The organism is Acidimicrobiia bacterium (assembly GCA_036271555.1).
Classification (GTDB): Bacteria; Actinomycetota; Acidimicrobiia; order IMCC26256; family PALSA-610; genus DATBAK01.
Genome location: DATBAK010000004.1, coordinates 16506 through 31274, shown reverse-complemented (window position 1 = coordinate 31274; position 14769 = coordinate 16506). Strand labels below are relative to the sequence as shown.

Annotated in this window: 14 protein-coding genes; 5 read left to right on the top strand and 9 right to left on the bottom strand. The window is 69.2% G+C overall.

Features of this window, described 5'->3' with window-relative positions; all coding sequences use genetic code 11:
• Positions 1-3: 3 nt before the first annotated feature.
• From VH914_01910 to VH914_01900, 3 genes are read right to left on the bottom strand one after another with little or no spacing between them, the layout of a single operon-like run.
• On the bottom strand, positions 4-462 hold the full coding sequence (locus VH914_01910; protein ID HEX4489935.1) for a hypothetical protein: 459 nt from the start codon (positions 460-462) through the stop codon (positions 4-6).
• Positions 449-1042: a PRC-barrel domain-containing protein gene (locus VH914_01905; protein HEX4489934.1), complete on the bottom strand. Its 594-nt coding sequence runs from the start codon at positions 1040-1042 to the stop codon at positions 449-451. The genes VH914_01910 and VH914_01905 overlap by 14 nt, the downstream gene beginning before the upstream one ends.
• Entirely contained in the window at positions 1039-1167 is a 129-nt protein-coding gene (locus VH914_01900; GenBank protein ID HEX4489933.1) for a hypothetical protein, read from the bottom strand. Before VH914_01900 ends, VH914_01905 begins: the two co-directional genes overlap by 4 nt.
• An 86-nt stretch (positions 1168-1253) precedes the next feature.
• On the opposite strand from VH914_01900, the gene VH914_01895 reads away from it, so the two are divergent.
• Positions 1254-2219, top strand: coding sequence for a TIGR03557 family F420-dependent LLM class oxidoreductase (locus VH914_01895; GenBank protein ID HEX4489932.1), 966 nt, complete (start codon positions 1254-1256; stop codon positions 2217-2219).
• Between the two features lie 9 nt (positions 2220-2228).
• On the opposite strand, the gene VH914_01890 is transcribed toward VH914_01895, so the two are convergent.
• From VH914_01890 to VH914_01880, 3 genes are all read right to left on the bottom strand, one after another.
• On the bottom strand, positions 2229-3692 hold the full coding sequence (locus tag VH914_01890; GenBank protein HEX4489931.1) for a serpin family protein: 1464 nt from the start codon (positions 3690-3692) through the stop codon (positions 2229-2231).
• The gene (locus VH914_01885) at positions 3689-4168 is read right to left on the bottom strand and encodes a SigE family RNA polymerase sigma factor (GenBank protein HEX4489930.1); all 480 of its coding nucleotides are present in this window, start codon (positions 4166-4168) and stop codon (positions 3689-3691) included. The genes VH914_01890 and VH914_01885 overlap by 4 nt, the downstream gene beginning before the upstream one ends.
• A 373-nt stretch (positions 4169-4541) precedes the next feature.
• Complete coding sequence (locus tag VH914_01880) at positions 4542-5726, bottom strand: amidohydrolase family protein (GenBank protein ID HEX4489929.1); 1185 nt, start codon at positions 5724-5726, stop codon at positions 4542-4544.
• 108 nt (positions 5727-5834) lie between these two features.
• On the opposite strand from VH914_01880, the gene fdh reads away from it, so the two are divergent.
• From fdh to VH914_01860, 4 genes are all read left to right on the top strand, one after another.
• The gene (gene fdh / locus VH914_01875; GenBank protein ID HEX4489928.1) at positions 5835-9047 is read left to right on the top strand and encodes a formate dehydrogenase; all 3213 of its coding nucleotides are present in this window, start codon (positions 5835-5837) and stop codon (positions 9045-9047) included.
• Positions 9044-9946: a 4Fe-4S dicluster domain-containing protein gene (locus tag VH914_01870; GenBank protein HEX4489927.1), complete on the top strand. Its 903-nt coding sequence runs from the start codon at positions 9044-9046 to the stop codon at positions 9944-9946. Before fdh ends, VH914_01870 begins: the two co-directional genes overlap by 4 nt.
• Before the next feature lie 32 nt (positions 9947-9978).
• Positions 9979-10848 carry an NrfD/PsrC family molybdoenzyme membrane anchor subunit gene (nrfD, locus tag VH914_01865; GenBank protein HEX4489926.1) on the top strand — a complete coding sequence of 290 codons (870 nt, stop codon included), beginning with the start codon at positions 9979-9981 and terminating at the stop codon, positions 10846-10848.
• Between the two features lie 119 nt (positions 10849-10967).
• Entirely contained in the window at positions 10968-12044 is a 1077-nt protein-coding gene (locus VH914_01860) for a hypothetical protein (GenBank protein ID HEX4489925.1), read from the top strand.
• A gap of 254 nt (positions 12045-12298) precedes the next feature.
• On the opposite strand, the gene VH914_01855 is transcribed toward VH914_01860, so the two are convergent.
• Genes VH914_01855 through msrA form a run of 3 tightly spaced genes read right to left on the bottom strand, consistent with a single transcriptional unit; the run spans position 12299 to position 14691 of the window.
• A complete protein-coding gene (locus VH914_01855; GenBank protein HEX4489924.1) occupies positions 12299-13210 on the bottom strand; it encodes a haloalkane dehalogenase in 912 nt (303 codons plus the stop codon).
• 16 nt (positions 13211-13226) lie between these two features.
• Positions 13227-14015 carry a glucose 1-dehydrogenase gene (locus tag VH914_01850; GenBank protein HEX4489923.1) on the bottom strand — a complete coding sequence of 263 codons (789 nt, stop codon included), beginning with the start codon at positions 14013-14015 and terminating at the stop codon, positions 13227-13229.
• 25 nt (positions 14016-14040) lie between these two features.
• On the bottom strand, positions 14041-14691 hold the full coding sequence (gene msrA / locus VH914_01845) for a peptide-methionine (S)-S-oxide reductase MsrA (protein HEX4489922.1): 651 nt from the start codon (positions 14689-14691) through the stop codon (positions 14041-14043).
• Between the last annotated feature and the right edge of the window lie 78 nt (positions 14692-14769).

Here is a 14769-nt window from a genome sequence, read left to right as displayed (position 1 = left end):
CGCTCAGAGCCCGCCGAGCTCGTCGTCGGCCGCGGTGACGATCCACGCGTAGTGCCCGATCGAGCGGATCCGCTCGCCGATGATCGTCGTCGACCGCGACGTTCGGATCTCCTCGACTGCACCGCTCGCGGCGTCGAACGCGATGTCGGTGATCGTGCCGTGCTCGTTGCCGCGGTCGGACACGACGAGCCCACCGAGCACCTTGACCGCGTCGGTTGCCTGATCGTGCTCACGTCCTTCGCTGGGCTCGCGCACCGCGTCGTCCTGCTCGACGACGACCGCGGCGTCGCCGACTCCCGACAGCGTCTCCCACGGGATCACGCGCGCCTTGCGACCCTTGCCCGTGCGCACCGCGACGATGCGCGGCGACTCCGGGTCGACGATCACACCGTCGGCGGAGCCGAGCGTCTCGGCACTCGCCTTGCTGACGATGCGTTCACCCAACGTCTCACTCAGCAGCATCGGAAGTCCTCGGAAGCTCGTCGCGGAACTCGTCGACGGCCGCACCGAAGCCGGTGAGGTCGTCGCGGATGAAGGGCTCGACCTGGGCGGGCACCATGAGCGCGGTTCCCGATACCGCGAGCGTCGCCGGAATCGGCACGAGCATCGGACGGCCGGCGTGGGCTTGCAGGTTCTCGTCGCCCTTCAGCTCGTACCCGACGACGTCGCCGCTCGCGACGTCGACCACGACGTCGGTGACGACTCCGAGCCGGCGCCCGTCGTCGGTGAGCACCTCGTCGCCGAGCACGTTCCGACCCGCGGCTGCGCCGACGATCTCGCCGAGCCCGTGGTCGTCGGCGCCGACGACGTCGTCGTGTTCGACCATGACCGCGTCGCGCCCGACCGCGGCGACGTTCGTGTACGCGAGCGTCTCGCGCAGTGGGCTGCCGAAGAACCCGCGCTTGTTCAGCGTGAATCCCAGGAGCTGCGCGCAGTCGGGGCTGTAGACCATGTCCTTGATCTCGGCGAGCGCGTCACCGGTCGCGATGCTCACGACCGGGAGTCCGTTCAGATCGGTTCCACGGAGGAGGAGCCCGGTCATCGCCGGCGTCCACGGTTCGGCTTCGCGGCGATCACGCCGCCGGCGCGCCGTTTGCGTTGGAACGTCGCGGCGCCGACGAGCGCGATCAGCACGACGATGATGAGGATCACGATCAGGGTTGTCACTCGCCGTGCGGTACCCCGCGACCCGCCGCGGTCATGCGTGCGTTGTCGGGGTGTCGATTCCGCGTCGCTCCGGGTAGAGCGCGCCCATGGTGCGCATCGGCTACACGATCATGGGCGAGCAGTCCGCTCCGAAGGCGCTGGTGGCCGATGCCATCGGCGCCGAGGCGGCGGGCTACGACTTCGTCGCCGCGAGCGACCACTGCTTCCCGTGGCTGGAGGAGCAGGGGCACTCGCCGTACGTGTGGTCGGTGCTCGGTGCGGTCGCGCACGCGACGAGTCGCATCGGATTGATGACGTACGTGACGTGCCCGACGATGCGCTATCACCCCGCGGTCGTTGCGCAGAAGGCGGCGACGATCCAGATCCTCTCCGACGGTCGCTTCCTGCTCGGCCTCGGCGCGGGGGAGCAGCTCAACGAGCACATCGTCGGCATCGGATGGCCGCCGGTCGACGTGCGCCACGAGATGCTCGTCGACGCGGTCGAGATCATCCGGCCGCTGCTCGCCGGCGAGGTCGTCGACTACGAGGGTCGCCATCTCGACGCGCGTCACGCGAAGGTCTGGGACGTTCCCGACGAGCCGCCTCCGATCGGCATCGCGGTGTCCGGCGCGAAGAGCTGCGCGCTCGCGGGTGAGCACGCCGACGCGATGATCGCGGTCGCACCCGACGCGTCGCTCGGCGATCGCTTCGACACCGCAGGCGGACGCGGCAAGCGCCGAATCGGGCAGGTCGGCTTGTGTTACGACACCGACGAGGGGCGTGCCCGCAAACGCGCGCGAGAGCAGTTCCGTTGGTTCACGGGCGGGTGGCCGGTGATGGCCGAGCTGCCGAACCCGCGCAGCTTCGCGGCGGCGTCCGAGCCCGTGACCGAGGACCAGGTCGCCGAGCAGGTCCCGTGCGGGCCCGACGTCGACCGCCACGTCGACGCGTTCAAGAAGTTCGTCGACGCCGGGTTCACCGATGTCGCGGTCGTGCAGATCGGCGGCGACACGCAAACCGAGTTCCTCGAGTGGTCCGAACGCGAGCTGTTGCCGCGCCTGCGTGAGTTGTGAGGGCGGGCGCTACTGCTGCGTCGAGGTCTGCGTCGGGTCGGTGACGCGGCCCATGAAGAGGATCGTCCCGGTCTTCGTGTCGCGGATGAAGTAGAGGAACGGGTGGTCGGCCTTGAAGGTGACCGTCGGTCCTACTCTCCGAGACGTTGCCTGGAAGCCGATCGCGGTTGCCGCCGCGGCCTCGGTGCCCTTCTCGTCGACCGTGATCGTCGCCTGGTGCACGACCTCCGAGATATGCAGCTTCGACGGGTTCGTGATTCCCGAGAAATCGGCGTCCGTACCGTTGAACGCGTCGGTCATGCCCAGCGCTGTCAGGGCGTCGTGGAGCGCGGCCCGATCTGTCATCCGGAACTTCGGGAGCGCGAGTTGCAGCGTCAACGGCTGGAGACCGTCGATGACCTTCGTCAGGATCGACGCATCGAACGATCGGTCGAAGGCCGAGAAGGATCCCGCGTCGGGCATCACGATCGTCATCGACGCGCCCCCGAGGTACGGAATTTCGGCGGCCCGCCATCCGGGCCCGGAGGCGTACGAGCCATCCGGCTCTCCGTTCATGAAGGAAGCACTCACGGTACCGCCGCTCGTGGTGGTGAACGATCCGGTCTTCGTCAGGCTCGCGACGAACGGAAGCGCCCAACTTGCCTTGAAATACACCGCGTTCACGAGCACGAGCTTGGTCGCCGGGTCGAGTGAGTCGAGCAGTTGCTTGATCTTGCCGTGCGTGTGCGCGTCGACCCAGCTGTTGATCGCCGCGAGCGCGGCATCGTTGTGGCCCGCGAAGTCCTCGGTGTTCAGGCCGGCGCCGTAGTTGCGCGCGAGTTGGTCGAGGAACGACTTCAGGATCGGGTAGCCCGACTGACCCCATTCCGAGTTCGCGATCTCGAGCCGCAACGGCTGACCCGACGCCGACTCGCCCGGCAGAGTGCGCGGCCCGAGCAGCGAGAGGTTCAGCGCGTTCGTCGCGTCCTGGAACTGCGCCGGCGAGAGCCGGTTGTGCAGCACCGCGAGCATCTGATCGAGCGTCTGGCCGCGCGCGCCCGCGGCGGCCATGCCCAGCGCGGTCTCGATGCTGTACGGCGAGAAGAAGACGTTGCCCGGCGTCTTCGCGAGCTGTTGGTACAGGTCGAGCGCGGTCTGCGCGCTCGCGGTCGTGAGCTGCTTGACCGCGCTCGCCGGCACCGCGGGTCGCGTGTCGCGCACGAGTTGTGAGCGCAGGACGCCGGGCGACGCCGCCTTGCCGCGCGGCGCGGCTGCAGGCGTCGAGGCGTGATGGCCGTCGTTGTTCACGATCGGCACCAGCACTCCCACGGCGACGACCAACGCGAGCGCGGCGCCACCGAACGCGAGTCGCTGCCGGCGCCGGCGCCGGCGCACGACGATGCGGTGCCGCACCTTCGGCGCGGGATCGTCGACGCGCACGCTCGCGGCGCGCGCCGACAATGCGGTGCGGAGCTTGTCTTCGGAATCGTTCATGGTTCCATCACCGTCCTGAGACGCGCGAGGCCGCGGTGGATGAGTGAGCGCGCGGTGCCGGGCGCGCAACCGAGGATCTCGGCGATGTCGTTCTCGGCGAGGTCCTGGTAGTACCGGAGCACGATCGCGCTGCGCATCCGCGCGGGGAGCGTGGCGAGCACGTCGAACAGCTCGTCGGCTTCGAGCTCGATCGCGTCGGGTGTGCTCGGCCGGTGTGCGCGCTCACGAAACCGCCGTCGATGATGCGAGTGGCACGCGTTGACGACCGCGCGCCGCACGTACGCGGAAGGCTCGCTGATCGTCGACCAGCGCGGGTAGGCGCGCGCGAAGACGTCCTGCACGAGGTCCTCGGCGGTCTCGATCGACGACGTGAGCAGGAACGCCATCCGCACCATGGGCGCGTACGCGTCCCGGCAGAAGTCGTCGAAGCCCGCCCGCTCGGGCCGCGGCTCGGGGACGTCAGCCTCGACGGTCACCGCCACATGCTCCATCACCGTCTGAGACGCCCGGCGCCACCGATCCGTTGCGATGTCGCGAGTCGCTGTCTCATCCTCTTGCCAGACTTCGGCCAAGAGCGGGGGCTTTCGGGGTGGCGCCCGGCACGCTGGCGGTGGCCCGGCCGCGCGAGCGCGACGGAGACCGATGCTGGTACCGCGGCGTCGAGTTCGGCGTCAAGAAGCGGCAGCTCACGATCGACCACGTCGTGCCGCTCAGTCGCGGTGGCACGAACCATGTCAACGCCTTCGCCGGGCGAGGTTCGTGGTTTCGTTGGCCTTCAGTACCTCTCAGCGGTATTGACGGCCAACCAAACGACTCGTCGGCGACCGTGAGGCCGGACGCGTCCGTGCGTCAAGCGGGCTTCAGCTCGGTGAGCTCGCGGGCGTTGTCGCGGAGGATGAGCTGCTTCTCGTCGTCGTCGAACGACTTGAGCTCGGGCAGGTAGTCGAGCGGCTCGGGCATGCCCTCGATGTGGGGCCAGTCGGAGCCGAAGATCACGCGGTCCGCGCCCATGAGCGCGACCGTCTCGGTGACGTCGTCCTCCCAGAACGGGTTGATCCACACGTGCTGCCGGAACGACTCGGCCGGGTCCTCGCGGAAGTAGCCCGGCATCTTGTAGACGGTCTGACGCAACTTGCGGAACAGGTCGGGCAGGAACTCCGACCCGTTCTCGACCGACGCGATGCGCAGCCCCGGGAAGCGCTCGTACATCCGCTCGAACGAGAGCGTGATGAGGAAGTCGTACGCGGCGCGTTCGATGTTGAAGCCCTTGATCGACGGCCGCCAACCGCCACCGTCGAAGCCGGCACCGAAGCCGTCGCGCGCGTAGCCGTGCGTCGTGTACCCGCTGTCGCCCGCGTGCACGACGACCGTGATGCCCGCTTCCTGCACGCGTGCCCAGAACGGATCGAAGTGCTCGTTGGCGGGGGAGAGCGGTCCGGTCGCGGTGTGCACTGCCGCGGGACGCAGCACGACGACGCGCGCGCCGCGACCGAGCGCCCACTCGAGCTCCTCGACCGCCCAGTCGACGTCGGCGAGCGAGAGGTACGGCGCCGCGTAGATGCGGTTCCGGTACGCGAAGCCCCAGTCCTCGTCGAGCCAGCGATTGAACGCGCGGAACACCATGCCGATCGCGTCGATGTCGTCGACGAGCAACTCTTCGTAGAGCACACCGAGTGTCGGGAACAGCCACACCGCTTCGAGGCCGAACTCGTCGAGCGCGACGATGCGGGCGTCCCGATCGCGGTACGCGGGTCGGATCGGCTCGCGCTCGGCGAGCATCTCCAGCGGGCTGCGACCCTCGGGGTTGCCGCGGAAGTAGTCGTGCAACGCGCCGGGCATCGCGATCGGGTCGAAGGTCGGGTTCACGACCGCGTGACTCACGCGCCCGCCGACGACGTGGTACTTCCGCCCGTTGATCTCGCACCATTGGACGGTGCGGGGCCCGACGCGTGGGTCGAGGTGCCGGGTGAAGGCGTCGATCGCCTCGTAGTAGTGATTGTCGGCGTCGAAGGCCTTGAAATCGAGGTCGTTCACGGTTGGAACGTTACCGTCAGCGGCGCGGGCGTCCCGAGGGCGCGTGGTGCCGCTGGCTAGCGTCGCCGCGGGCGGTACATGAGCACGCGACGGGGTAAGGGGGGACGCATGGGAGTGCGAGATCGGCTCGCGTCGTGGCCCGTCGTCCAGCAGCTGATGACGCGCGACGCGCGCGGCCTCGGTCCCACCGCGCAGTCGCCGCGTTCTGCTTCGCTGCACGCGCGCACCGCCGACGCCGATCGCGTCGTGAAGTCGGTCTGCCCGTACTGCGCGGTCGGCTGCGGGCAGCGCGTCTTCGTGGAGCGCGGTCGCATCACGCAGATCGAGGGCGACCCGGACAGCCCGATCTCGCGCGGCCGCTTGTGTCCGAAGGGCGCCGCGACCCGGCAGCTCGTGAACGGCCCCGGACGCGAGTACCGCGTCAAGTACCGGCGTCCGCACGGCACCGAGTGGGAGGAACTCTCACTCGACTCGGCGATGGAGATGATCGCCGACCGCGTGATCGACGCACGCCGGCGCGGCTGGCAGGACGCCGACGACGACGGTAAGCCGCTGCGCCGCACACTCGGCTTCGCGCACCTCGGCGGCGCGACGCTCGACAACGAAGAGAACTACCTCATCAAGAAGCTCTTCACCGCGCTCGGCGCGATCCAGATCGAGAACCAGGCGCGCATATGACACTCCTCCACCGTCCCCGGTCTGGGGACATCGTTCGGGAGAGGTGGCGCCACCACCTTCCAGCAAGACCTCCAGCACTCCGATTGCATCGTGATCATGGGCTCGAACATGGCCGAGTGCCATCCGGTCGGGTTCCAGTGGGTGATGGAGGCGAAGGAGCGCGGCGCGACGATCATCCACGTCGATCCTCGCTTCACCCGGACGAGCGCAGTCGCCGACCTGCACGTGCCGTTGCGCGCGGGCAGCGACATCGTGTTCCTCGGCGGCATCGTCAACTACATCCTCGAGAACGGTCGTGAGTTCCGCGAGTACGTGGAGCGCTACACGAACGCACCGATGATCGTCGACGAGAGCTTCCTCGACACCGAAGACCTCGACGGTCTCTTCTCGGGATTCGATCCCGAGAAGAACACGTACGACACGTCGAGCTGGCAGTACCGCGACGCCGGCGAAGAGCTCGCGGCCGCCGGCGAGCGCGAGCTGCACACCGAGAACGAAGCCGCCGGAGGCGAGCGCCACGGCAGCCACGGCGGCATGTCCGGACGTCCGAAGCACCTCGATCCGTCGCTCACCGATCCGCGCTGCGTGTTCCAACTGCTGAAGCGTCACTACGCGCGCTATACGCCCGAGGCGGTCGAGGACGCGTGCGGCGTGCCGCGCGACGTGTTCCTGCGCGTCGCCGAGACGCTGTGCGACGCGTCGGGTCCGGATCGCACGGGCGCGTTCTGCTACGCGGTCGGGTGGACGCAGCACACCGTCGGTGTGCAGTACATCCGCACCGCCGCGATCGTGCAGTTGTTGCTCGGGAACATCGGCCGTCCCGGCGGCGGGATCATGGCGCTGCGCGGTCACGCGTCGATCCAGGGCTCGACCGACATCCCGACTCTCTACAACATCCTCCCCGGGTACCTGCCGATGCCGCACCCCGAGCTCGACACGCTCGACGAGTACATCGACCGCTCCGCCTCGAAGAGCGGCTTCTGGGGCGCGATGGACACGTACATGGTGAGCTTCTTGAAGTCGTGGTGGGGTGACGCCGCGACCGCCGAGAACGACTACTGCTACGACTACCTGCCGCGCATCACCGGCGATCACTCGACGTATCAGACGACGCTCGACATGATCGAGCAGAAGGTCCACGGCTACTTCGTGATGGGGGAGAACCCGGCGGTCGGCTCCGCGAACGGAAAGCTCCAACGGTTCGCGCTCGCGGCCGCGGAGTGGCTCGTCGTGCGCGATTTCTCGGAGATCGAGAGCGCGTCGTTCTGGCACGACGCGCCCGAGATCGCGACCGGCGAGCTGCGCACCGAGGACATCGCCACCGAGGTGTTCTTCATGCCTGCGGCCGCGCACACGGAGAAGGACGGCACGTTCACGAACACGCAGCGCCTCTTGCAGTGGCACCACAAGGCGGTCGATCCGCCCGGTGACGCGCGCTCGGAGCTGTGGTTCGCGTTCCACCTCGGCCGCGTGCTGCGCGAGAAGCTCGCGTCGTCGACCGATCCGCGCGACCGGCCGTTGCTCGACCTCACGTGGGATTACCCGACCGAGGGCGAGATCGCGGAGCCGAGCGCGGACGCGGTGCTGCGCGAGGTCAACGGAACCGGCGCCGACGGCAAGGCGCTGTCGTCGTACACCGATTTGAAGGCCGACGGCTCGACGAAGTGCGGCTGCTGGATCTACTGCGGTTGCTACGCCGACGACGTGAACCAGACGAAGCGACGCAAGCCGGGGTCGGAGCAGAGCTGGGTCGCGCCGGAGTGGGGCTGGGCATGGCCCGCGAACCGTCGCATGCTCTACAACCGCGCGTCCGCGGATCCCGACGGGAACGCCTGGTCGGATCGCAAGCGCTACGTCGAATGGGACGCCGACGAAGGCAAGTGGAAGGGACCGGACGTCGCCGACTTCGTCGCCGATCGACCCCCCGACTACGAGCCGCCCGACGACGCAAAGGGCGGCGCCGCGATCGCGGGCGACGAGCCGTTCATCATGCAGGCCGACGGGCGCGGCTGGCTGTACGCGCCCGCGGGTGTGATGGACGGCCCGTTCCCGACGCACTACGAGCCCTACGAGTCGCCGTTCCGCAACCTGCTGTACGGACAGCGCGCGAACCCGACCGTGCAGACGTTCGACGCGCGCGGCAACGACTACAACCCGCCCAACGGTCACGCCGGCGAGGACGTGTTCCCGTTCGTCGTCACGACCTACCGACTCACGGAGCACCACACCGCGGGCGGCATGAGTCGCAACGTTTCGCACCTCGCCGAGTTGCAGCCCGAGTTCTTCTGCGAGGTGAGCCCCGAGCTCGCGCAGCTGCGTGATCTCACATCCGGCGGGTGGGCGACGATCGTGACCGCGCGTACCGCGGTGGAGGCGCGCGTGAAGGTGACGGATCGTGTCGCGCCGCTCGCGGTGCAGGGCCAGGTCGTGCATCAGGTCGGGCTGCCGTACCACTGGGGTCAGCGCGGTCTGTCGACGGGCGACTCCGCGAACGATCTGTTCGCACTCGCGCTCGATCCGAACGTGCACATCCAGGAGGTCAAGGCCGCGACGTGCGACATCGTCGCCGGACGACGACCGCGTGGACCCGCACTGCTCGCATTCGTCGAGCGCTATCGCCGGAAGGCCGGGATCCGCACGTGAGCGCACGTCCGTTGGCCGATCCCGCGCGCGCCGCGGGATGGGACGCTCCGGGGGAGCGCGTCGGCTTCTTCACCGACACGTCGATCTGCATCGGGTGCAAGGCCTGCGAGGTCGCCTGCAAGGAATGGAACGACGTCCCCGAGGACGGCCTCGTCTTCCTCGACAGCTCCTACGACAACACCGGCACGCTCGGCGCGAGCACATGGCGCCACGTCGCGTTCATCGAGCAGGCGATACCTCTCGGCGGTCAGGACGCGGGCCTGACCGAGGCGCGCGACCTCGTCGCCGAGGTGGACCTCGACGCGTTGCCGGCGACGCCGCCCGAAACGCACGACGGCTTCCGCTGGTTGATGAGCTCCGATGTCTGCAAGCACTGCACGCACGCCGCGTGTCTCGACGTGTGCCCGACCGGCGCGCTGTTCCGCACGGAGTTCGGCACGGTTGTGGTGCAGGAGGACATCTGCAACGGCTGCGGATACTGCGTGCCCGCGTGCCCGTTCGGCGTCATCGACCAGCGCCACGCCGACGGTCGCGTGTGGAAGTGCACGTTGTGTTACGACCGGCTGCACGTCGGTCTCGAGCCCGCGTGCGCGCAGGCGTGCCCGACGAAGTCGATCCAGTTCGGTCCGCTCTCAGAGCTGCGTGAGCGCGCGCGCGACCGCGTCGAGACGCTGCACGGTCGCGGGGTCACCGCGGCGCGCCTCTACGGCGACGACGACGGTGACGGCGTCGGCGGCATGGGCGCGTTCTTCCTGCTGCTCGACGACCCCGAGGTGTACCGGCTCCCGCCCGACCCCGTGGTGACGACGCGCGACGTGCGCGCGATGTGGAAGGCGGCCGCGGGTGCGGCGGTCGCGCTCGTCGGCCTCACCGCCGCGGTCGCCGGGCGCCGGCGATGAGCCCGCGCGGCCGCGGTCGCGGCGAGCGCGCCATGGTTCCGCCCGCCGAGTTCCGGACGTACTACGACCGGCCGGTCCTGAAGACGCCGGTGTGGAAGCACTGGATCCCCGCGTACATGTTCGTGGGTGGTGTCTCCGCGGGCTCGTCGTTGCTCGCGGAGGCGCTCGCGTGGTCCGGCGATCGGCGAGGCGCGCGCCGCGCTCGGGCAACCGCGTTGGTCGCGATCGCCGCCGGGGCCGGCTTCCTCGTCGCCGACCTCGGTCGGCAGGACCGCTTCCATCACATGCTGCGCGTGTTCCGACCGTCGTCGCCCATGAACATGGGCACCTGGTTGCTCACGGCGTACGGACCCGCAGTCGGCGCCGCAGCGCTCGCGGACGAGATCGGACTGACCGGTGTCGCGCGCGTCGGAAGCGTCGTCGCCGCCGGCCTCGCGCCCGCGATCGCGACGTACACGGGCGTGTTGGTTGCCGACACCGCGGTGCCTGTTTGGCACGACGCGTACCGCGAGCTGCCGTTCGTGTTCGCCGCGGGTACGGCCGCGAGCGCGGGCGCGGCCGCGGTGCTCGTCGCGCCGCCGGGTCGCGTTCCCGAGGCGGCGACGCGGCTCGCGTTGCTCGGCGCGATCGCGGAGATCGGCGCGGTCGCGGCGATGCGCAAGCGACTCGGTTCGTTCATCGGCGAGGTGTACGAGGAAGGCGAGGCCGCGCGCCTCGAGACGGCCGCGCGCGCGACGACGGTCGCAGGTGCTGCGCTGCTCGTTCCGCGCGTGACGCGCCGTCTCGGCGCGGCGCTCGTCTTCACGGGCGCGGCACTGCAACGGTTCGCGATCACGGCCGCGGGCACGCAATCGGCGCGTGACCCGAAGTACGTCGTCGTCCCGCAGCGCGCGCGGATCTGATTCCCGCTTTTCCTCGGCGGTGGTTGACAGCGCACCGCCTTGGATGCAGCCTCTCGGCACACGGGAAAGTGGGACCGCGACCGTCGCCAGCTGACGCTCGCTTTCGCAAAGGGGCTGTTGTGGGTCAACGTTTGTGGTCGAACGCGTTGCGGCGCGGGCGCGCGAGGTTCTGGGTCGTTCCGGTCGCCGCCGCGGCGATGCTCGGCCTGGTTGGTGTCGGGAGTGCGCCGCCGGCGGGCGCCGCGCCCGCGGCCGTGCCGAACGCACGGATCTACTCGGTGCCGAGCCAGATGACGGTCCAGCCGGGCTCGGAGTTCACGTTCGAGCAACGCATGAAGATCGCGCACGACGACGCGCAGGTGGTCGAAGCGGACCTCGAGTACCCGCCGACGAACTATTGGATGGGATCGGACGCCACGAGCAGCCCGATGTCGCCCTTCATCAACCAGGGCGGCGGCGGGGCCACGGATCTGGTGCTCGCGGTCTTCGGCACCTCGACCGTGACCGGCGACATCCATCTGGCGAACACAACCTTCCGGGCCCGCTGTCATCCCGGCACGTATCGCATCTCGTATGCCGACACGAGTGTTGTTGCCGGTCCCGACGACACCCAGAGTGTCTTGACGAAGGCGACGGGGCCACGCGTCTCCGTGAGCTTGCTCGATCCGAGCAAGCTCTGCATCGAGCAGGGCTACCGCGCGCAGGGCTCGTCGACGAACGTCACGTTCTACGGGAGCGGCTTCACCGGCTCCAGCACGATCGCTTTCGCAACGCCTGGGATCAGTGCGTCAGTCTCCCGGGTCGTCAGCCCCAACAAGCTCATCGCGCACGTCGTCGTCGACGCGGGCGCGACCTTGGGCGACTCGGCCGCGACGATCACGAGTGTCAGCGGGTCCCTGAGTTGTACTGCGTGCTTCACCGTGACGAAGAGTCCGTCGATCTCGAGCATCGACCCGAGTTCAGCCCCTCGCGGGTCGAGCACGCCCCTCGACATCCGGGGCGGGCCGTTCTACAAGAACACGAAGGTGATCGTGAGCGGTGGTGGCATCTCGCTCTCGCCGCCGAGCGGCAGTCAAGGACTCAGGGGAGTCACCGTGACGATCGCTCGTCACGTGAAAACCGGCGTGCGTGACGTGACCGTCGTCAACGCTGACGGCGGCAGGGCGACGTGCGCGGGCTGCCTCACGGTGACCTGACACACGCTTCGCTAAATACAACTTGACCGATCAGGTTTATGAAGTACGCTGACGGTCGTAGGCGTACCGTGACGGTCGGGCGGAGTCAGGCCTCCCACATCCCTCTGCTCCGTCCGACCCCGGTCGCCGGCGTCGGCTCGTACGCGGCGCGAGTGCCCATCCGCGGCCCGCTTCCTTCCCCCCGGAGGCTCCCGGTCCGGTCTGGAGCCCGTGCCGCGTGCGAACCCGCGCCCGGGCAGAGGGGCGGCTGGCGGTCAGCGGGTCGATGCGATGAAGTCGACGACGACGCGCGCCAGCTCCGGCCCGGCGTCTTCCTGCAGGAAGTGGCCGCCGCCGGTGATCGTGGGGTGCTCGCGACCTGCGGCGCCCGGCACGTTGTGCTGGAACACGCGCTCACCGCCGCGCGTGATCGCGTCCTTGTCGGAGAACGCGGTGAGGAACGGCTTCTCCCACTTGTTCAGCACTTCCCACGCAGCCCGGTTGGCGGGCGCGGCCGGATCCTCGGGCGACGTCGGCACGAGCAGCGGGAACTGCCGCGCGCCCTCCTTGTACGTCTCGTCCGGGAACGGCGCGTCGTACGCCGCGATCACCTCGGCCGAGAGATCGGAAGTGCAGCCGCCCTTCACGATCCCGCCGACGTGGAAGTTCGGCGTCTCCTGCGAGAACTTCTGCCACGCGAGGAACGCGTCGCCGGGATGGTGATCGCCGGTCGGCAGCATCGTGTTCGCGGCGACGGCGCGCGCGAAACGGTCGGGGTTCTCGGCGACGAGCCGGATGCCGATGAGGCCGCCCCAATCCTGACCCACGAACGTCGCGTCGCGCAGGTCGAGCCCGTCGATCACCGCGCGCTGCATCCACTCGACGTGACGCTGGTACGTGTAGTCGGTGCGCTGGGCGGGCTTGTCGGAGCGACCGAATCCGACGAGGTCGGGCGCGATCGCGCGGTAGCCCGCGCCCGTGATGACCGGGATCATCGTGCGGTACAGGAAGCACCACGACGGCTCGCCGTGCATGAGTAGCACCGGCGGCGCGCCCGCCGGACCTTCGTCGAGATAGTGCACGCGCAGCGTGCCCCCGTCGCCGTCGTCGATCTCGACGTAGTGAGGCTCGAACGGGAAGTCGGGCAGGTCGACGAATTGCTCGTCCGGAGTGCGCAGGCTCTTCATGCGCGCAGTCTGCCCGCTACAGCGGGGGCGTGGGAATCGTGAACGCGGGGTGGTCGACACCGCCGTCGACCTCGAAGATCTTGCCCGTCACCCACGACGCCGCCGGCGACGCGAGGTAGACCACGGCGGCGGCGATGTCCTCGACCTGGCCGACGCGCTTCATCGGTGTGTTGCCCTCGAGCTGTTCCCGCACGGAGTCGTCGGTGAGCACCATTGCGAGACCCGACGTCTCGACCCCGCCGACCTCGATCGCGTTGATGCGGATCTTCGGCGCGAGCTCGGGCGCGGCGAGGCGAGTGAAGAACGACATGCCGGCCTTCGCCGAGCCGTACGCCGTGAAGCCGGGCTGCACCATGCTTGCGGCCCGCGACGAGATGTTCACGATCGCACCGCCGCCGTGCTCGACCATCGCCGGTACGACGAGCTTCACCAAATTGAAGACCGACGTCACGTTGAAGCGGTGCGCGGCCTCGAACGCCTTCTCGCTCGTCTCCATGATCGGCCGCGGCAGCCAACCGCCGGCGTTGTTCACGAGGATGTCGACGCGACCGAACTCCGACACCGTCGCCGCGACCAGCGCCTCGAGCTCGTCGGTGCGCGTCACGTCGGTCGGCACTGCGAGCGCGCGCCGACCGCGCGAGCGCACCTCGGCCGCGGTGCGCTCGAGGTCGTCCCGCGTGCGGGCCGCGACCACGACGTCGGCACCGGCTTCCGCGAGCGCGATCGCGGTTCCCGCGCCGATGCCCTTGCCCGCGCCCGTCACGATCGCGACGCGATCGGTCAGCTTGAACAGATCGAGGATCACGAGTCGCGCACGCTAGGCGCGCGGCTCAGCCCGCGGCGAGGCCGACCGGGCAGCTCACGCCCGTGCCACCGATCCCGCAGTAGCCGTTCGGGTTCTTGGCGAGGTACTGCTGGTGGTAGTCCTCGGCGTAATAGAACTCGGGCGCACCGCGTAGCTCCGTCGTGATCTCGCCGTAGCCCGACTGCGTCAGCTTCTCCTGGTACTGGTCGCGAGACGCGGTCGCGGCGCGCTCCTGCGCGTCGGTGAAGAAGTAGAGGCCCGACCGGTACTGCGTGCCCATGTCGTTGCCCTGCCGCATGCCCTGCGTCGGGTCGTGGCTCTCCCAGAACACCTGCAACATGCGCTCGTACGACGTGACCTTCGGGTCGAACACGACGAGCACGGCCTCGGTGTGACCGGTCGAGCCGCTGCACACCTCGGCGTACGTCGGATTCGGCGTGAAGCCGCCGGCGTATCCGACGGCCGTGGTGTACACGCCGGGCTCGGTCCAGAACTTCCGTTCCGCACCCCAGAAGCAGCCCATCGCGAACATCGCTCGCTCCATGCCCTCCGGGAACGGCGGCTCGAGCGGGGTCCCGAGGACGAAGTGGCGTTCCGGGACCGGCATCCCCTCGGTCCGGCCGGGCAGCGCCCGGGACTCGTCGACCATGGCGGATGCACGCTTGAACAGGGCCATTGTCCCTCCGAAGGGTCGCGGTGGCGCCGGTACAATCGTAAACCCCCGCGCCCTGTTCCCAGCCTGGCGGCGCGGGTC